Raw genomic sequence first — 18954 nt, forward strand, 5'->3', positions numbered from 1 at the left:
CTCAGTCGCCCATCCTCTGGATGCGGTCCTTGAACAGGGTGGTCGCGATGGCGGCCCGCCGCGGCTGGCCGTGCGCGAAGGCGCGGGCGAAGCTCTTGGCCTGGTCGTAGGAGACCTTGGCGGGCATCGGCGGCTCGTCGGGGTCGACGTCCACGTCGACCAGGGCGGGCCCGTCGTGCGCCAGCGCGGCGCGCACCGCGCCCTCCACGTCGGCGGCCCTGGCCACCTTGGCGCCGTGGCCGCGGCAGGCCTGGGCCCAGGTGGAGAAGTCGCTGGCGGGCTCGTGGAAGCGGACGCCGTGCTCGGGGTAGCCCAGCACCATCTGCTCCCACAGGATCTGCCCGAGCGAGTTGTTGTTGTTGATGATCACCTTGACCGGCAGCCGCAGCTGCGCGGCGGTCAGGAACTCCGCCATCAGCATCGCGAAGCCGCCGTCGCCGATGAAGGCGATCACCTGGCGGTCCGGGTGGGCGTGCTGGATCGCGATGGCGTAGGGCAGGCCGGGCGCCATCGAGGCGAGGGTGCCCGACAGGTAGAAGCCGCGCTCGCCGCGGATGGTCCAGTGGCGGGCCGCCCAGGTGGCGATGGTGCCGCTGTCGCAGGTGAGGATCGCGTCGTCGTCGGCGAGCCGGTCGACCACCGACACCAGGTACTGCGGGGCGATGGGGTCCCGGTCGGGATTGGCCATGGCCGCCATGTCCGACCGCCACTTCTGACTCGCCCGCTGGTACTTCTCCAGGTGGGAGCGGTCCTCGGCCCGGCGCAGCCGGGGCAGCAGGGCGCGCAGGCCCTCGCGGGCGTCGCCGACCATCGGCACCTCGGTGGCGATGCGCGCCCCGGCCCGCACCGGGTCGGCCTCCAGCTGCACCACCCGCGCCCTGCCCGGCTCGGGCAGGTGCGCGGAGTAGGGGAAGTTGGTACCGACCATGAAGAGCACGTCGGTCTCGTCGATCAGGTCCTCGCTGGGCCGGGTGCCGAGCAGGCCGATCCCGCCGGTGGTGTAGGGGGAGTCGTCGGGGATGACGGCCTTGCCGGGCAGGGTCTTGACGACCGGCGCGCCCAGCCGCTCGGCCAGCTCCGTCACCTCGGCGCGGGCCCCCAGGGCGCCCGCTCCGACCAGCACGGCCGGGCGACGCGCCGCGTTGAGCACCTCGGCCGCCCTGGCCAGGTCCTCCTCGCGCGGGATGCCGGGGGCGGGCAGGAAGACGGGGGCGGTGTGCGGCGGGCGGGCCGGGGCGACGTGCTGCCAGGGGTCGGCGTCGGCGTCGGCGACCTGGATGTCGTTGGGCAGGGTGAGGTGGGCGACGCCGCGGCGGGCCAGCGCGGTGCGCACCGCCTGGTCGACCAGGCCGGGCAGCTGCACCGGATTGGCGATGACCTGGTTGTACTCGGCGACGTCGGCGAACAGCCGGTCCAGCTGCACCTCCTGCTGGTAGGCGGTGCCGAGCACGGAGGTCTCCTGCATACCGGTGATCGCCAGCACGGGGACGTGGTCGAGCTTGGCGTCGTACAGGCCGTTGAGCAGGTGGATGCCGCCGGGGCCCGAGGTGGCCAGGCAGACGCCCAGCCGCCCGGTGGACTTGGCGTAGCCGGTGGCCATGAAGGCGGCCGCCTCCTCGTGGCGGACCAGCACGAAGCGGATCCGGTCCCGGTGCCGCCGCAGGCCCTCCATGATCCCGTTGATGCCGTCGCCCGGCAGGCCGAACACGGTGTCGACGCCCCAGTCGGCCAGCCGTTCCACCAGGGACTCCGAAGCGATTCGCGTCATGGCCCGGCCGCTTGCCTCCCCCGCGGCGCGGTAAACCTGCGCAGCCGCGGGGCTTCGCGCGTTCCCCGGGGCCGCCCGGCGGCCCCGGGGGAGCGGCCTCAGGCGACCTCGGCCAGGCAGAGCGCGAAGTCGCCGTCGGACCACCAGCCCGCGGCGGCGAAGCCGGCGGCGGCCAGTTCGGCGCGCACGCCCTCGGGCCGGAACTTGGCCGAGATCTCGGTGCGCAGCTCCTCGCCCTCCTCGAAGTCCGCCACCAGGTCCAGGGCGGCGACCCGCACCCGCTGCGGACGGGTGGCGCGCAGCCGCATCTCGATCCACTCCTGGCGCGGGTCCCAACGGGCGACGTGCGCGAAGGCGCCGGGGTCGAAGTCGGCGTCCAGCTCCCGGTTGACGACCCGCAGCACATTGCGGTTGAACTCGGCGGTGACGCCGGCCGCGTCGTCGTAGGCGGCGACCAGCCGGGCGGGGTCCTTGACCAGGTCCACCCCGAGCAGCAGCGCCTCGCCCGGCGCCATCACCGCGCGCAGCTCGGCGAGGAAGCCGCGGCGCCGCTCCGGTTCGAGGTTGCCGATGGTGGAGCCGAGAAAGGCGACGAGCCGCCGCCCCTCCCTCGGCAGCAGCCCCAGATGCCGCTCGAAGTCGGCGACGACGGCGTGCACCCGCACCCCGGGGTACTCGGCGGCGATCCGGGCGGCCGAGGCGGCCAGGAAGTCGCCGCTGACGTCGGCGGGCAGGTAGCGGTGCAGCCGCCCGGCGTCGCGCAGCGCGTCCAGCAGCAGCCGCGTCTTCTCGCCGGAGCCCGCGCCCAGCTCCAGCAGGGTGTCGGCCCCGGTCGACCGCGCGATCCGGGCGGCGTTCGCCGCCAGCAGCGCCCGCTCGGCGCGGGTCGGGTAGTACTCGGGCAGCCGGGTGATCCGCTCGAACAGCTCGCTGCCGCGCTCGTCGTAGAACCACTTGGGCGGCAGGGCGCGCGGCCGGCGGGTCAGCCCCTCGTGCACGTCCTCGCGCAGCGCCTTGGCGAGGTCGTCGGGGCCGAGGTGGTGGTCGATCAGCGGGTCGGGCATCGTGCTCCTCACGTCGTGGGCGAAGGCGGCTCCCTCACAGCGGCCGGATCTCCACCCCCTCCAGGTCCGCCACGACCAGGGAGCCGTCCGGGACGGGCCGCCAGTCGGCGGCGTCGTCGGTGGGCTCGGAGGCGAGGACGACCGCGCGGGGGCGTCCGTCGTCGCCGGACGCGGTCTTCAGGTACAGGGTGTCGCCGCAGGCGGTGGCGGCCAGCCGGGTGCCGTCGGCGGCCAGCAGGTTGTAGCGGCCGGTGGCCTGGGCGGCGGTGTGCGCCACCGCCGAGGCCAGGCCCTCGCCGAGCGGCGCGCCCGACCGCCAGGCGCGCACCGCCCAGCCCAGCAGTGCGGCGGAGTCCAGCGGGGCGCGCACGTCGGGCACCCCGGTGACGCCGTGTGCCCGCAGCGCCGCCTCCACCGCCTCGTAGTCCCCGACCACGCCGTTGTGGCTGAACAGGCGGCCGTCGGCGCGGAAGGGCTGGGCGCCGGACTCCTCGACGGGGAAGCCCTCGGTGGCGCTGCGCACCGCCGCCACCACGCAGGTGGAGCGGACCACGTCGGCCAGGTCGGCGAAGGAGGCGTCGGCCCAGATCGGTACGGCGCGCCGGTAGCGGACCGGGGCGGCACGTCCCGGGTCGTACCAGCCCACCCCGAAGCCGTCGGCGTTGACGGTGCCGTGGCGCTGCTCGCGCGGCGCGTAGGACTGGGTGTGCAGGCCGTGCTTGGGGGCGTAGAGCAGTTCGCGCAGCGACACCGGCGGGCCGAGGTAGGCCAGGTGCCGGCACATCAGCGGGCCTCGGCGTCGCGGGCGCAGCGGAAGCCGGCGAAGATCTGCCGGCGGACCGGGTAGTCCCAGTTGCGGAAGCTCGCCCGCGCCACGCTGGGGTGGGTGGCCCAGGAGCCGCCGCGCAGCACCTTGTAGTCGGTGCCGAAGAACACCTCGGAGTAGTCGCGGTAGGGGAACACCTTGAAGCCCGGGTAGCCGGTGAAGTCGGTGGAGGTCCACTCCCACACGTCGCCGACCAGCTGGCGCACCCCGTAGGCGGAGGCGCCGTCCGGGTAGGAGCCCGCCGGGGCGGGCCGCAGCCGCCGCTGGCCGAGGTTGGCGCGGTGCGCGTCCGGCTCCTCGTCGCCCCAGGGGTAGCGGCGGGAGCGCCCGGACGCCGGGTCGTGCCGGGCGGCCTTCTCCCACTCGGCCTCGGTCGGCAGCCGCCGGCCGGCCCAGCGGGCGAAGGCGTCGGCCTCGTACCAGCAGACGTGCTGGACGGGCTCGTCCAGCGGCAGCGGCTCCACCCGGCCCAGGCGGCGGCGCAGCCACCGGTCTCCGTCGGCGGTCCAGAAGGCGGGGGAGCGCTTGCCGGAGGAGCCGCGCCAGCGCCAGCCCGCCGCGGTCCACAGCCGCTCGCGCTCGTAGCCGCCGTCGGCCATGAACTCCAGGTAGCGGCGGTTGGTGACCGGGACGGTGTCGATCCAGAAGGCGGGCACGTGCACGGTGTGCGCGGGGCGCTCGTTGTCCAGCGCCCAGGAGTCGCCGCTGGTGCCCATGGTGAACGGGCCGGCCGCCACCAGCACCTCGGCGGGCGGTGGCCGGCCCGGGTCCGCCGGGGCGGGCGCGCCCTGCGACGCCTCGGCCAGCACGGGGGCGCCCCGGCGCAGCTGGTGGGTGGCGAGCATGGTCTCGTCGTGCTGGTGCTCGTGCTGGATGACCATGTTGAACACGAAGCCCTCGGCCAGCAGCGGGCGGTCGGGGCGCAGTTCGAGGGCGTCGAGCGCGTCCAGGACGCGCGTGCGCACGTCGGCGATGTAGTCGCGCGCCTCACCCGGGCGCAGCAGCGGCAGGGTGATCCGAGTGGCCCTGGGGTGCTCGAAGGCGTCGTAGAGCCGGTCGATCTCGGGGCGCAGCGCCGCCATTCCGGCGGCGGCGCGCATCAGCCACTGCTCCTCGTAGTTGCCGATGTGCGCCAGGTCCCACACCAGCGGCGACATCAGCGGGGAGTGCTGGGCCAGCAGCTCGTCGTCGTCCAGGGCGGCGAGGGTGAGGCCCAGGGTGCGGTCGCGGCCGCCGGTCAGCTCGGCGGCGATCCGGGCCTTGATCTGGTCGGGGGTGCGTCCTGCCGCGGTCTCGCTCATCTGCGTTCCTCGTGGATTAGGTCGTCGGCGGGGCAGCGGCCCCGCTCGACGTAGAGCTCGATGTAGGCGTCCACGACCGGGATCAGCTCGTGGGCGCCCATCCTGGGCAGCGCGTCGCGGGCGGCGGCGAAGCAGCACCGCGCCGCCTCGGCGATCGCCGGATCGGCCGGCCCGTGCCTGGCCGCCGCCCGCCAGCCGCCCTCGGGCCCGGCCGCCTCGGCCAGGGCGGCGGTGCAGTCGTCGGCGGCGCGGGCGGCCGCCGGGTCGTCCAGCAGCGCGGTGGCGACCGCGACGGGCACCGGCCACCAGTGCCGGGGCAGCGCGTCGACCATCCGCAGCTCCAGCCAGCCGCGCGGGCGCACCGGCGGGAAGAGCGTGGTCAGGTGGTACTCCAGGTCGTCGCGGGTGGGGTGGCCGTGTAACTTCCCGGCCAGCCACTCGCCGAAGCGCAGGCCCGGGTCGACGATCCAGGGCGCGTCCTCGCGGCGGATCGCCATCAGCGGCGCGTCCAGGACGTACTCGGCCCAGGCCGACAGCGGGTCGCCGCGGCGCACCGGCCGGGTCCTGGCCGGGTCGCACGACGCCCAGATCGCCTGGCGGGTGGAGCGCCAGCCGGTGGGCCGGCCCCGGTAGAGGGGGGAGTTGGCGAAGGCCGCCACCAGCACCGGGCCCAGCTGGTGCACCCGCCGCCAGCGGGCGCGGGCGTCCTCGGCGTCCAGCCCGATGTCCAGGCAGATCTGCACCGAGGCGGTGGAGCACATCATCAGCCGGCCGGCCCTGCCCCGGGCGTCGAAGTACGCCTCCATCGCGGCGTAGCGCGGGACGGCGAGCTGGCGCTCTACCGAGCGGTGCGGGTCCAGGCCGTGCCCGGACAGGCAGAGCCCGACGGCGGCGAGCCGTCCGTCGAGGTCGGCGAGATCGGTGGCCATCGCGCGGAAGGCCGCCGCGAGGCCGGGCTGCGGCAGCGAGCTGAGCTCCAGCTGCCCGCCGGGTTCGTAGGTGAGCGCACTGCCCGCCGGCGGCGGGCCCCCGGCGTCGACGACCGGGGCGACGGTGCGCAGTGGGACGGGTACGTGCGGATGTTCCGGGTCGATGACCAGCCACTCGGACTCGATGCCCACCAGACCCGGCGGACCGGTCTTGAAGCAGACACCGCGGACATGGTCGAGGACGTCGTCTTCGGTCAGGTAGGCCACGGCCACCTCCTGGGCGGCTCCGCGCACCCGCGCGGAGGGACTGTGCCACTCCCTTCCCAGGAGTATCGCGGCGGACACCTGCCCGATCAGGGCTTTACCGGCGCCCCGCCCCGCGTTCACGCCCCGGACGGCGCGCGGCGGTGCGAAGCCGGCCGGTAATTTGAGTCAATGCGCGAATCGGAGCAGTCTGGACAGGCCGGACCGGACCCGCAGGTCACCGTCGTGGAAGCGGGCCCGGAGCGGCGCGCCACCGTGGAGCGGCTGGCGCAACTGGAGCGGCACGACCTGTCGGAGTTCCGCGGCCACACCCCCGGCGCCGACGGCCTGTTCGCCTTCGACGCGCTGCCGCTGTTCTTCACAGAGCCCGGCCGGCAGGCCTACCTGGTCCACGCCGGTTCCCACCTGGCCGGTTTCGCGCTGACCCGCCCGCTGCCCGACGGCGCCACCTCGATCTTCGCCTTCTTCGTGGTGCGCGCGCTGCGGCGGCGGGGCGTGGGGCGGCTGGCCGCACTGGAGCTGATCCAGCGGTGCCGGCCCGGCGCGTGGCGGATCGCCTTCCAGGAGGACAACCCGGGCGCCGCCCGTTTCTGGCGGCGCATCGCGACCGAGTGCGTCGGCACCGCGTGGAGCGAGGAGGTGCTGCCCGGCCGGGGCCCCTCGCCCGACGTGTGGATCCGGCTGGACACCCGGGTGGTGGAGCGCACCGGAACCGCTCCCTGACGAGCGCCGCGGACCCGCCCGATGCGGGCGGAAGGCCCGGTTTCCCCCTGATGCGCCCGGGTAGCCGTGCCCGCCAGGACGCGGCCCGGACACCCCTGCGGCGCCTGGCGCGACCGGACGGGCGCGGCCGCGAGCACACCACGACCGAGGAGGTGCGTATGCGCGCGGTGGTATGGCACGGCGTCGGCGACATCCGGCTGGACGACGTGCCCGAACCGGCCGTCGAGGACCCCGGCGACGCGGTGGTGCAGGTGACCACAAGCGCCATCTGCGGCACCGACCTGCACATGGTGCGGGGCACGATGGCGGGCATGGAGCCCGGCACGGTGCTGGGCCACGAGGCCGTCGGGGTGGTGGCCGAGGTGGGCGAGGGGGTTCGCAACTTCCGGCCCGGCGACCGGGTGGTGGTCCCCTCGACCATCGGCTGCGGCACCTGCAGCTACTGCCGGGCCGGGTACTACGCCCAGTGCGACGTGGCCAACCCGGGCGGGCGGCGGGCGGGCACCGCCTTCTTCGGCGGCCCGGCGGCGACCGGTTCCTTCGACGGGCTCCAGGCCGAGCGCGCCCGGGTCCCGTTCGCCAATGTCGGCCTGGTGCCGCTGCCCCCACAGGTCTCCGACGAGGAGGGCATCCTGCTCTCCGACATCTTCCCTACCGCCTGGTTCGGCGCCCAGTTGGCCGAGGTGTCCCAGGGCGACACGGTGGCCGTCTTCGGCTGCGGCCCGGTGGGGCTGTTCGCGATCCTCAGCGCGCGGCTGCAGGGCGCCGGGCGGGTGCTGGCCGTCGACGGGGTGCCCAGCCGCCTGGAGCAGGCCAGGATGCTGCACGCCGAGGTGGTCGACTACACCAAGGAGGACCCGGTGGCCGCGCTGGTCGAGCTGACCGGCGGCATCGGCCCCGACCGGGTGATCGACGCGGTGGGGGTGGACGCGCGCTCCGGCGGCCCCGGCTCCGGCGACGCCGAGGAGTTCCGGCACGAGCTGGCCGAGGTGGCGCCGCGGACGCGCCCCGACCACGGCACCTGGGTGCCGGGCGACGCGCCCACCCAGGCGGTGCGCTGGGCGGTGGACGCGGTGGCCAAGGCGGGCACCCTCAGCGTCATCGGGGTCTACCCGCAGCAGGCCGAGCACTTCCCGCTCGGCGCGGCGATGAACAAGAACCTGACCGTGAACATGGGCAACTGCAACCATCGCGCCGTCATCCCCGACCTGGTGGACCTGGTCGCGGGCGGCTCGGTGGACATCGGCTCGGTGCTGACGCAGGAGGAGCCGTTCAGCGACGCGCTCGACGCCTACCGGACCTTCGACCGGCGCGAGCCCGGCTGGACCAAGGTGGCGCTGACGGCGGCCTGAGCGCGGGCGGGACGGGGGCGTGCCGGGGGGCGGCGCGCCCCCGTCCGCGTGCGGCGGCTAGACCGGGCCCGGCCGGCCCGGCACCACGCGCTGGCGCTGGCGGCCGAGCCGGTCGATCTCCAGCTCGACCACGTCGCCGGGGGCGAGGTAGGGGAAGCGGCCGGAGAGGGCGACGCCCTCGGGGGTGCCGGTGAGCAGCACGTCGCCGGGCTCCAGGGTCATGAACTGGCTGAGGTGCCAGATCTGGTGCGCCACGGTGAAGATCATGTCGGCGGTGCTGGAGTCCTGCCTGGGCTCGCCGTTCACCCGGCTGCGCAGGCCGAGGCCCTGGGGGTCGGGCAGCTCGTCGGCGGTGAGCAGCCACGGGCCGAGCGGGCTGAAGCCGGGGGCGCACTTGCCCTTGGACCACTGGCCGCCGGAGCGCTCCAGCTGCCACTCGCGCTCGGACAGGTCGTTGGCGATGGTGTACCCGGCGACGTGGCCGAGCGCGTCGTCCACCGAGGCGAGCCGTCCGGCCCGGCGGCCGATGACCGCGGCCAGCTCCACCTCCCAGTCGGTGCGCGCGGAGCCCGGCGGCAGCTCGACGTCGTCGTCGGGGCCGGCGAGCGTGTTGGGGTGCTTGAAGAACACCACCGGGTCCCTGGGCGGCTCGACGCCGGACTCCGCGGCGTGCGCCGTGTAGTTCAGGCCGACGCAGACCACCGCGGCGGGGCGCGCCACCGGCGGGCCGATCCGCAGGCCCTCGGCGGCCAGTTCGGGCAGCCGGCCCCGCTCCAGCTCCTCGCGGACGCGGTCGGCGCCGCCGGAGGCCAGGAAGGCGCCGTCGATGTCGGGGGTCAGCCCGCCCAGGTCGTAGGTGGTGCCGTCATCGGACCGCACCGCGGGCCGCTCGGCACCGGCCGGGCCCAGACGCATCAGTCGCACGCGAAACCTCTCTCTCGCCGCCGCGGCGGCCTGGCGGAACTACGGGAACACGGTGGGCGGGCAAGGCCGCCCGGAGCGGGTCAGCCCGCGGGCGGGGGAGCGGCGGCCTCGCCGAAGAGGGGCCGCAGCCGCTCGTAGTAGGACGCCTCCAGATGCGCGCGCATGGCCTCGCGGGCGGCGTCGGGGTCGCCGCGCAGCACGGCGTCGGCGATGGCGCGGTGCTCGCTGACGGCCTTGCGGCCGATGCGGCGGTCGTAGTAGAGGCGGAAGATGTGCAGGTGGCAGTGGGTGCGCTCGAAGGCGGTGCGCACCTGGCGACTGCCGGACAGCTCGGCGACCAGCACGTGGAAGCGGGTGTCGTGGGCGGCCAGCGCCTTGTAGTCGGCGTAGGACTCGGCGGCCGGCACCTGGCAGGAGTCCAGTTCGGCGCGGAGCGCGGCCGCGCCGGCGGCGTCGGCGCGGGCGGCGGCCTGGGCGGCGGCCCACGGCTCCAGCAGCAGCCGGAACCGGTAGAGGTCGTCCAGCTGCTCCAGTGAGAGCAGCGGGGTGGTGCGGTAGCCGCGCAGCGGCTCCTTGACCACCAGTTCGGCCGACTCCAGCCGGGCCAGCGCCTCGCGCACCGGGGTGGGGGAGACGCCGAGGCGGCGGGCCAGGCCGTCGATGGACACCCGCGCGCCCGGCGCGATGACGTGGTCCATGATCAGCGCCTTGACCGCCTCGTAAACGCCGTCGGCCAGCACCTGCCTGCGGGGGAGCGGGTCGCCGGCTCCGTCGGGGAGCGGGGGCGCGGGCGCCGTCCTCATCGGGTCGTCCTCTCCACCGGCTCGCATGGGTCCTTCGTTCGGGCTCGGGCCCCGCCGGGCGCGGCGAAGCGCGGTTCCGGAGCCTCCACGGTCCCACACGGCCTTGACAGTCGCGGGGTGAGATCAAATAATCGCATTTCGTACCGGAAATATCCTATAGGATTCATGGGGGCGTGTCCGACTTCACCGCGCCGAGCCGACACCCGGGGGATCGCGGCGGCGTACCGACCTTGGGATGCACATGACCGACCAGGCGAGCAGCGGCACCCTTCCGGACATCCGAATACCCGAGGCACCCGAGGGCCTGCGCCGCCGCAGGGTCGGCCTCGTCACCGCACTGAAGTTCTTCGGCCCCGGCGCGATCATCGCCTCGCTCACCATCGGCAGCGGCGAGTCCATCCTCGCCTCCCGCGAGGGCGCCGTGTTCGGCTACACGGTGCTGTGGGCGGTGCTGCTCGGCGTGCTGGCCAAAGGCGCGCTGGTCTACGCCTCCAACCGGCACATCACCCTGACCGGCGAGCACCCGATGATGCGCTTCGCCCGCGTCATGCCCGGGCCGCGCGGCTGGTTCCCGCTGCTGCTCCTGGTCATCTGCCTGCTGTCCTTCCCCGGCTGGGCCAGCGGCGTCGCGGTCGCCCTCGGCGACTACCTGGAGACGCTGGGCGCGGGCGACGGCCTGGTGTACGCGCTCGGCGTGCTGGCCTTCGCCACGCTGCTGTCGTGGATCGGCGGCTACCCGGTGCTGGAGAAGGTCCAGGTAGCCATCGCCGGGCTGATGGTGGTGCTGGTCCTCGTCGCCGTCTTCGTCGCCCGGCCCGACTGGCTCGCGGCCCTGCGCGGCCTGCTGCCGGGCCCGATCGCCTACCAGCCCTTCGTCGCCGCCGGCTACCCCGACATCGCGGCGACCTCCGTGTGGGTGGAACTGGCCGTGTTCATGGGCGGCCTCGGCGGCGGCATGTACGACTACATCGGCTACGGCGGGCTGCTGCGCGAGAAGCGCTGGGGCATGCTCGGCCACCGCGACATCGACGCGATCGGCCGCCGGCTGGCCGCCCTGCCCGCCCGCGAGCGGCTGCCGCTGTCCGCCGACGGCGCCGACGTGGCCAACGCCCGCGCCTGGAGCCGGGCGCCGCTGTTCGACATGCTGGCCGCCTTCGTCGCGCTGGGCGTCATCGCCGCCGCGTTCATGATCAACGGGGCCGCCATCCTCGGCGCCCAGGGCCAGGTGCCCGAGGGCAACAACGTGCTGACCCACCAGGGCCAGTTCCTCGCCCTGGTCGCGCCGGTGTTCGAGTACTTCTACATCGTCGCCATCGTCATGGTGCTCTTCGGCACCGTGTACGCGGTCTGGGAGGTCTACTCCTGGACCGCCTACGAGAGCCTGTCGGCCGTCTCCGAGCGGATCCGGGCCCGCGGGCAGCGCGCCGTGCGGCCCTACGTCTACGCCTGGACCGGCATCGGCGCGGTCGCGATGGTCCTCACCGGCGCCGACTTCGTCGCGCTGATCACCCCCGCCTCCGTGCTCGGCGGCGTCATCGCCTGCGGCATCTACGGGGCGGGGCTGCTCTACGTCGACCGGGTGAACGTGCCGGGGCCGTACCGGATGAGCGCCGCGCTGCGGATGCTGGTCGCCTTCGGCTCCGTCTTCCTGACCGTGTGCGGCACGATCGCGCTGCTGGCGGCCTTCGGGGTGATCGCGTGAGGGCCGGGGCGGCGGCGCCGCGGTGGCGCTACCTCGTGATCGCCATCGGCTTCGCGGTGCTGGCCGGCACACGCTGGCTGGACGGCGACCCGCTGTGGGCGGCGGTGTTCGCGCTGGCGGTGCCGGCCAACATCTGGCTCGCCGTCGTCGAGGGCCGCCGCGCCGCCGAGGAGGCGCCGCTGCCCGCCGCCGACCCGCCGCCCGGTGTGCTGGCCGAGGCGCTGGACGGCCACCGCAGGCGGCTGCGGCAGTGGCGCACCGTGGCCGCCGGCTGCGCCGCCGCCGGGCTGCTACTGCTGTTCGCCGCGCCCGCCGCCGGGGGCCTGGCCGGAGCCGTCGCCCTGTACGCCGCCTACCGGGCGCACCGCTCCCGGCGGGCCGTGCACGTGCTGAGCCGGGCGGGAGCGCGGTGAGCTCCCCCGTGCCCCTCGCCGCGCTCGCCGTCCTGCCCGAGCGCGGCGACAACACCGCCGTTGCCGTCCGGACGATCGAGGCGGGCACCGCGGTGGTGCTGCCGGGCGCGGCAGAGCCGGTCCGGCTGCCGCACACCGTGCCCGAAGGGCACCGCTTCGCGGTGGCCGCGGTGCCGCGCGGGGCCGGACTGCTGTCGTGGAACACCCCCTTCGCCACCGCCGAGCGCGACCTGGCGCCCGGCGACTACGTGTGCACCGGCCGGATGCTGGAGGTGCTGCGCGAGCGGCGGATGGCCGGCGCCTTCCCCGGCCGCCCCAACGCGCGCAACCGCCCGCTGGACCCGTACGTGCTCGACGAGGCGGCGCTGCCGCCCGGGCGGCCGGTCGAGCCGCACCCCGAGCCCGGCACCTTCCTCGGCTTCGACCGGGGCCGTGGGCGCGGCGCGGGCACCCGCAACCACCTGGTGGTGCTGGGCATGTCCTCGAGCACGGCGTCCTTCGCCGAGGCGCTGGCCGCGCGCTTCACCGGCGGCGCCTCGGGCGGCTGTGACGGCGTGGCCGCCGTCGCGCACACCGAGGGCGGCACCGGCCGGCCGGGCAACAACCACGAACTGGTGCTGCGCACCCTCGGCGGCTTCCTCGCCCACCCCAACGCCGGCGCCGTGCTGATGGTGGACGCCCCAGGAGCGGAGCCGAGCGCGGCCGCCGTGCTGCGCCACCTGGCCGAGCACGGGCGGCCGCGCCCCGCCGTGCCGCACGCGGTGCTCACCCGCACCGGCTCCTTCGCCCAGGACCTGGACCGGGGCGCCGAGACGGTGCGCGGATGGCTGCCTCGGCTGGCCGCGGCCCGCCGCACCGAACTGCCGCTGGCCGGGCTGCGCATCGCGCTCCAGTGCGGCGGCTCGGACGCCTTCTCGGGGGTGTCGGCCAACCCGCTGGCCGGAGCGGTGGCCCGGGAGCTGATCCGGCACGGCGGCGGCGCCGTGCTGGCCGAGACCGACGAGCTGATCGGCGCCGAGCGCTACCTGCTGGACAACGTGCGCGACGCCGCCACCGCGCGGCGCTTCCTGGCCGCCGTCGAGCGCTTCAAGGAGCAGGTGGCCCGGCACGGCCACACCGCCGAGACCAACGTGTCCGGCGGCAACCTGCACCGCGGCCTGTACAACATCGTGATCAAGTCCATCGGAGCGGCCCGCAAGCGCGACCCGGCGGTGCGGCTGGACCACGTGCTGGAGTACGCGGAACCGCTGCCCGGGCCCGGCTACGCCTTCATGGACAGCCCCGGAAACGACCTGGAGAGCGTCGCCGGGCAGGTGGCGTCCGGCTGCAACCTGGTCTTCTTCACCACCGGCAACGGCTCCATCACCAACTTCCCGTTCGTGCCGACCGTCAAGCTGGTCAGCACCACCGGGCGGTACCGGCGGCTGGCCGCCGAGATGGACGTGAACGCGGGCGCCTACCTCGACGGCGAGCCGATGGCCGGGCTGACCGCGCGCACCTTCGAACTCGCGGTGCGCGTGGCGTCCGGGGAGCGCACGGCCGGCGAGCGGGCCCGGCACAGCCAGGTGTCGATCTGGCGCGACTGGCGGCAGACCCGGCCGCTGCCGCTGCTCGCCCGCGGGGCCGCCGCCGCGCCCGCCGAGCTGGCCGACCGCGAGCTGCCCGGACGGCCGCTGCCGGCCCGGGCCGGCGCCGCGGCGCCGGACACCGGCTTCCTCGGCCTGGACGGCGGCGCGGGCCCGCTGCCCGATCAGGTGGCGCTGATCATGCCGACCAGCATCTGCTCGGGCCGGATCGCGCTGCGGCTCGCCGAGCGGCTGCACCGCCACCCGCTGCGCCCGTCCCGCTTCACCCGGGTGGTGGCGCTGCCGCACACCGAGGGCTGCGGCGCGTCCGGCGGGCCGTCGGAGGACACCTACGCGCGCACGGTCGTCGGCCACCTGACGCATCCGCTGGTGCGGGCCGCGCTGCTGCTGGAGCACGGCTGCGAGAAGACCCACAACGACTACTTCAGGGAGCGGCTCGCCGAGGCGGGGGCCGACCCCGGCGCCTTCGGCTGGGCCAGCATCCAGGGCGACGGCGGCCTGGAAGCCGTGGCCGAGCGGGTGGCGGCCTGGTTCGACGGCGTGCTGGCCGCCGCCGCGCCGCTGCGCACCGCGCCCGCGCCGCCTGGCGCGCTGCGGGTGGCACTGCACGCGCACGGGCCGGTGCCCGACGAGGCCGCCCGCGCCTTCGGCCGCTTCGGCGCCGCGCTGGTCGCGGCGGGCGGCACCGTCGTGGTCCCGTCGGTCTCGCCGCTGACGGCGTCGGACGCCTTCCTCGCCGAGGCGCTGGGGCCGGGCGCGGCCGCGCCCGGGCCGACCCTCGCCTACGGGCAGCGGGCGCTCACCCCCGGCTGGCAGGTGATGCGCGCGCCGACGGAGCACTGGACCGAGACGCTGACCGGGCTCGGCGCCACCGGGGCGCACCTGGTGGCCGGGCACGTCACCGGCACGCCGCCGCCCGCGCACCGCATGGTGCCGCTGCTGCGCGCCAGCGCCGACCCCGGCACCCTCGCGGCGCACGGGCCCGACGTCGACCTGCGGCTGCGTCCGGACGGATCCGACTGGGCACAAGGACTGCTGGAGGCCGCGGCGGCGGTCGCGTCCCGCGAGCGGGTCCCGGCCGCCTCCGGCCCGGACGTCGGCTTCCAGGTGACCCGGGGACTGCTCGGTGTCTCGATCTAGCCCGGCCCGCCCGGACACGGGCGGCGGAAGGAGGAGCGTGGAGGAGCAGCCGTGCACGACGTGACCGTTCCCCAGGTGCTCGGACGGACGGCGGCGGCCGAGTCGCCGCTGCGCTTCGCCGACGGGTCCCGCTACCGGGTGGAGATCCCCAGCTGCGAGGGGCCGCGGGTGTTCGAGGCCGTGCTGGAGGAGGCCGAGGCGCTCGGGGTCAGGATCGACCGGGTGTCGCAGGGCAGCGGCGTGATGATGCTCAGTGACGCCGAGATCCGCCGGATGGCGGAGCTGGGCGCCCGGCACGGCGTGGAGGTGGCGCTGTTCATCGGGCCGCGCGGCGGCTGGGACACCGGCGGCCAGGCCGCCGCCACCGCCGCGGTGGCCGGGGCGGCGCGCGGCGACGCGGCGCTGCACGCCTGCCTGGCCGAGGCGCGCCGCGCGGTGCGCCTGGGCGTGCGCGGGCTGCTCGTCGCCGACCTCGGGGTGCTGGCGCTGCTCGGCGAGCTGAAGGCCGTCGGCGACCTGCCCGCCGAGCTGGCGATCAAGACCTCGGTGCTGCTGCCGCTGGCCAACGGCACCACCGGCGCCGTCTACCAGCGGCTCGGCGCCACCAGCCTGAACACCGGCACCGACCTGTCCGCGGCCCAGCTGGCCGAGGTGCGGGCCGCCACCACCGCGCCGCTGGACGTCTACATCGAGGCGCCCGACGACCAGGGCGGCTTCGTCCGCTACTACGACGTGCCCGACATCGTGCGCGCGGCCGCGCCCGTCTACCTCAAGCTCGGGCTGCGCAACGCCCCCAACATCTACCCCGCCGGGCGGCACCTGGAAGGGCTGGCCGCCGACCTCGGCCGCGAGCGGGTGCGGCGGGCCGCGCTGATGCTGCGCCTGCTCGACGAGCAGGCGCCCGCGCTGGCCGCCCGCCCCGGGCGCGGCACGGCCCCCGCCGACCTCGCCGTACCGGTCCACTGAGCCCCGCCGCACCCCCACCAGAGAGGCTTCGATGAGCGACGCGCCCACCGACATCGTCCGCTACGCGCTGCCAGGCGACGAACAGGCCAGGGTCGGCCTGCGCGGCCCCGACGGCATCACCCCGCTGCCCGGCGTCGGCGGGGTGGCCGGACTGCTGCGGCTGCGCGCCGCCGAGCTGCGGGAACTGGTCGAGGCCGCGCCAGGCCCGGCCACCGTCGACCCCGCCGCCGTCGCCACCCTGCCGCCGGTGGACGGGCGGACCGAGCTGTGGGCGGCCGGGGTCACCTACGAGCGCTCGCGCGGGGCGCGGGTGGAGGAGAGCAGCGAGAGTTCCGTCTACGAGAAGGTCTACGACGCGCCGCGGCCCGAGCTGTTCCTGAAGTCGGTGGCGTGGCGGCTGGTCACCGAGGGCGAGCCGGTGGCGGTGCGCGCCGACTCCACCATCGACGTGCCCGAGCCGGAACTGGCCGTGGTGGCCAACCGGTACGGCGAGATCGTCGGCTACACCGTGTGCAACGACATGAGTTCGCGCTCGATCGAGGGCGAGAACCCGCTGTACATCCCGCAGGCGAAGATCTTCAACGGCTGCTGCTCGGTGGCGGCGGGCATCCGCCCCGCCTGGCAGGTCGCCGACCCCTACGACCTGGACATCGAGCTGAGCATCGTGCGCGGCGGAGCGGTGGCCTGGCGGGGCGGCACCAGCACCGCCCGGCTGCACCGGCGGCTGGACGACCTGGTGGCGGCGCTCTTCGCGCCCACCGACTTCCCCGACGGCGCCGTACTGGCCACCGGGACCGGGGTGGTGCCCGAGCTGAGCTTCAGCCTGGAGGCGGGCGACCGGGTGGACATCGCCATCGCCGGGGTCGGCACCCTGTCCAACCCGGTGGTGCGGGGCCGCGAAGCACTCTCGTGGCTGGTCGACGCGGCCGACCGCCCCTTCGCACGCGGCGGCGCGCGATGACGCCGGCCCCCGCGTGGGGCGGCGGACGGCGGGAGCCGGCCCGCCCGGCCCCTCTCCCCATCCCCCTCCCGCCCAGGGGGGCGACCCCACATCCAGTCTCCCGCGTTCCGGTGCGCGCGGGGAAGGGCGCCGGGCGGGCTGTGGACAAGCGGGGCCGCCGGCGCGTTCCTGTGCACGACCCGTCCTCCGGATTTGACACGGCCGCGGCGGCTCTCCCCGGCGCGGCCGTGCCGCCCGGCGCGCCCGCCGCCGGGACCGCCGCGCAAGCGCTCACCCCAAGGAGCCCCCATGCCGTCTGAGCAGGCCGAACCGAACGAGACCGCCGCCCACGATCCCGACGGATCGGGCAGCGGGGTGGCGCCCGGGGCGCCGCGGCCGCTGCGCAGCCACGAGTGGTTCGGCGAGTCCGGCCGCAACGGCTTCATCCACCGGTCCTGGATGAAGGCGCAGGGCTTCTCCGAGGAGGTGTTCGACGGCCGCCCGGTGATCGGCATCTGCAACACCTGGTCGGAGCTGACGCCCTGCAACGCGCACCTGCGGCGGCTGGCCGAGTCGGTCAAGCGCGGCGTCTGGCAGGCGGGCGGCTTCCCGGTGGAGTTCCCGGTCATGTCGCTGGGCGAGACGATGCTGCGGCCCACCGCAATGCTCTTCCGCAACCTGCTCAGCATGGACGTGGAGGAGTCGCTGCGCGGCAACCCCGTCGACGGCGCGGTGCTGCTCACCGGCTGCGACAAGACCACCCCCGGCTCGGTGATGGGCGCCGCCAGCGTCGACCTGCCCACGCTGGTCGTCACCGGCGGCCCGATGCTCAACGGCAAGTTCCGCGGCTGCGACATCGGCTCGGGCACCGCGGTCTGGCAGTTCACCCAGGACCTCAACGCCGGGCGGATGAGCGTGGAGGACTACGAGGCGGCCGAGTCCGGCATGTCGCGCAGCAACGGCCACTGCATGACCATGGGCACCGCCTCGACGATGGCGTGCATGGTCGAGGCGCTCGGCCTGCAGCTGCCCGGCTCGGCAGCGGTGCCCGCCGTCGACTCCCGCCGCTACGCCATCGCGCAGCGCGCCGGGCAGCGGATCGTGGCCATGGTCCACGAGGACCTGCGGATGAGCCGGATCGTCACCCGCGCCTCCTTCGCCAACGCGATCCGTACCAACGCCGCCCTCGGCGGCTCCACCAACGCCGTCATCCACCTGCTCGCCATCGCCGGGCGCCTCGGCGTGCCGCTGGAGCTGGCCGACTTCGACACCTGGACCGCCGACGTGCCCTGGCTGGTCGACCTCCAGCCGTCCGGGCGCTTCCTGATGGAGGACTTCTACTACGCGGGCGGCCTGCCCGCCGTGCTGCGCGAACTGCTGCCGGTACTGGACCGCGACGCGCTGACGGTGACCGGGAAGAGCATCGGCGAGAACGTCGCCGGTGCCGTGCGCACCGAGGGCACCGAGGTGATCAGGCCGCTGGCCGAACCGCTGGCGATGGGCGCGGGCACCGCCGTGCTGCGCGGCAACCTGGCCCCCGACGGCGCCGTGATCAAGCGCTCGGCCGCCTCGCCCCGGCTGCTCCGCCACCGGGGGCGCGCCCTGGTCTTCGACAGCATCGAGGAGTACGACGCCGTCGTCGACGACCCCGGGCTCGACGTGGACGCCGACACCGTGCTGGTGCTGCGCTACGCCGGGCCGCGCGGCTACCCGGGCATGCCCGAGGTCGGCAACCTCACCATCCCGCGCAAGCTCGCCGAGCAGGGGATCGACGACCTGGTGCGCATCTCCGACGCCCGGATGAGCGGCACCGCCTACGGCACCGTCGTCTTGCACGCCTGCCCGGAGGCGGCCGTCGGCGGCCCGCTCGCCCTGGTCCGCACCGGCGACTGGATCGAACTGGACGTGGAGCGGCGCTCCCTCCACCTCGACGTGCCCGACGACGAACTCGACCGCCGCCGCGCCGCGTGGACCCCGCCGCACCTCCCGCACGACCGCGGCTGGGCCCGGCTCTACGTCGACCGCGTGCTGCAGGCCAGCGAGGGCTGCGACCTGGACTTCCTGGTCGGCGGCAGCGGCTCGGCCGTGGCGAGGCAGTCGCATTGACCGGCGGGTCGCCCCGCGCCGAGGGACGGGCGGGGCAGGCGGGCCCTCCACCCGGGCGCATGCCGGGCGGAAGCGCGGGACGGTGCCGCGGCGCACCGGGGCGCCATGGCGGGGGCGGCGCACGGAGGGCCGGTGCCGCGCCCCGGC

The 18954-nt window shown here is 75.6% G+C and carries 15 protein-coding genes; 8 read left to right on the top strand and 7 right to left on the bottom strand.

Annotated features, from left to right (window positions below; all coding sequences use genetic code 11):
• Position 1: 1 nt before the first annotated feature.
• The 5 genes from CLV72_RS04000 to egtA all read right to left on the bottom strand — a co-directional run bounded on the left by CLV72_RS04000 (position 2) and on the right by egtA (position 6155).
• Positions 2-1768, bottom strand: a complete 1767-nt coding sequence (locus CLV72_RS04000; protein ID WP_106239351.1) for a thiamine pyrophosphate-dependent enzyme — start codon at positions 1766-1768, stop codon at positions 2-4.
• A gap of 98 nt (positions 1769-1866) precedes the next feature.
• Positions 1867-2832 carry an L-histidine N(alpha)-methyltransferase gene (gene egtD, locus CLV72_RS04005; protein ID WP_106239354.1) on the bottom strand — a complete coding sequence of 322 codons (966 nt, stop codon included), beginning with the start codon at positions 2830-2832 and terminating at the stop codon, positions 1867-1869.
• Between the two features lie 34 nt (positions 2833-2866).
• Positions 2867-3616, bottom strand: a complete 750-nt coding sequence (egtC, locus tag CLV72_RS04010; protein ID WP_106239357.1) for an ergothioneine biosynthesis protein EgtC — start codon at positions 3614-3616, stop codon at positions 2867-2869.
• Complete coding sequence (egtB, locus tag CLV72_RS04015) at positions 3616-4959, bottom strand: ergothioneine biosynthesis protein EgtB (RefSeq protein WP_106239360.1); 1344 nt, start codon at positions 4957-4959, stop codon at positions 3616-3618. The genes egtC and egtB overlap by 1 nt, the downstream gene beginning before the upstream one ends.
• Positions 4956-6155 (bottom strand): ergothioneine biosynthesis glutamate--cysteine ligase EgtA, encoded by a 1200-nt coding sequence (gene egtA / locus CLV72_RS04020; RefSeq protein WP_106241293.1) that lies wholly within the window; start codon positions 6153-6155, stop codon positions 4956-4958. The genes egtB and egtA overlap by 4 nt, the downstream gene beginning before the upstream one ends.
• A gap of 168 nt (positions 6156-6323) precedes the next feature.
• Between egtA and CLV72_RS04025 the strand changes: the two genes are divergently transcribed.
• Together CLV72_RS04025 and CLV72_RS04030 are read left to right on the top strand one after the other, a co-directional pair.
• Positions 6324-6875 (top strand): GNAT family N-acetyltransferase, encoded by a 552-nt coding sequence (locus CLV72_RS04025; RefSeq protein WP_106239364.1) that lies wholly within the window; start codon positions 6324-6326, stop codon positions 6873-6875.
• A 158-nt stretch (positions 6876-7033) separates the two neighbouring features.
• Positions 7034-8227 (top strand): zinc-dependent alcohol dehydrogenase, encoded by a 1194-nt coding sequence (locus tag CLV72_RS04030; RefSeq protein ID WP_106239368.1) that lies wholly within the window; start codon positions 7034-7036, stop codon positions 8225-8227.
• Between the two features lie 57 nt (positions 8228-8284).
• Here the strand turns inward: CLV72_RS04030 and CLV72_RS04035 are convergent, their stop codons facing one another.
• Complete coding sequence (locus tag CLV72_RS04035) at positions 8285-9142, bottom strand: fumarylacetoacetate hydrolase family protein (RefSeq protein WP_342755654.1); 858 nt, start codon at positions 9140-9142, stop codon at positions 8285-8287.
• 89 nt (positions 9143-9231) lie between these two features.
• Positions 9232-9954, bottom strand: a complete 723-nt coding sequence (locus CLV72_RS04040) for a GntR family transcriptional regulator (RefSeq protein WP_106239375.1) — start codon at positions 9952-9954, stop codon at positions 9232-9234.
• 241 nt (positions 9955-10195) lie between these two features.
• Between CLV72_RS04040 and CLV72_RS04045 the strand changes: the two genes are divergently transcribed.
• The 6 genes from CLV72_RS04045 (at position 10196) to CLV72_RS04070 (ending at position 18807) form a co-directional block, all read left to right on the top strand.
• Positions 10196-11656: an Nramp family divalent metal transporter gene (locus CLV72_RS04045; protein ID WP_170140863.1), complete on the top strand. Its 1461-nt coding sequence runs from the start codon at positions 10196-10198 to the stop codon at positions 11654-11656.
• Entirely contained in the window at positions 11653-12069 is a 417-nt protein-coding gene (locus CLV72_RS04050) for a hypothetical protein (protein ID WP_106239384.1), read from the top strand. The genes CLV72_RS04045 and CLV72_RS04050 overlap by 4 nt, the downstream gene beginning before the upstream one ends.
• Positions 12066-14795, top strand: coding sequence for a UxaA family hydrolase (locus CLV72_RS04055; protein WP_106239388.1), 2730 nt, complete (start codon positions 12066-12068; stop codon positions 14793-14795). The genes CLV72_RS04050 and CLV72_RS04055 overlap by 4 nt, the downstream gene beginning before the upstream one ends.
• 51 nt (positions 14796-14846) lie before the next feature.
• Positions 14847-15761 (top strand): U32 family peptidase, encoded by a 915-nt coding sequence (locus CLV72_RS04060; protein WP_106239392.1) that lies wholly within the window; start codon positions 14847-14849, stop codon positions 15759-15761.
• A gap of 31 nt (positions 15762-15792) precedes the next feature.
• A complete protein-coding gene (locus tag CLV72_RS04065; RefSeq protein ID WP_106239395.1) occupies positions 15793-16722 on the top strand; it encodes a fumarylacetoacetate hydrolase family protein in 930 nt (309 codons plus the stop codon).
• 288 nt (positions 16723-17010) lie between these two features.
• Positions 17011-18807 (top strand): IlvD/Edd family dehydratase, encoded by a 1797-nt coding sequence (locus CLV72_RS04070; RefSeq protein ID WP_106239399.1) that lies wholly within the window; start codon positions 17011-17013, stop codon positions 18805-18807.
• The last annotated feature ends 147 nt before the right edge of the window (positions 18808-18954 follow it).

The organism is Allonocardiopsis opalescens, assembly GCF_003002095.1.
In the GTDB taxonomy this organism is placed as follows: domain Bacteria; phylum Actinomycetota; class Actinomycetes; order Streptosporangiales; family Streptosporangiaceae; genus Allonocardiopsis; species Allonocardiopsis opalescens.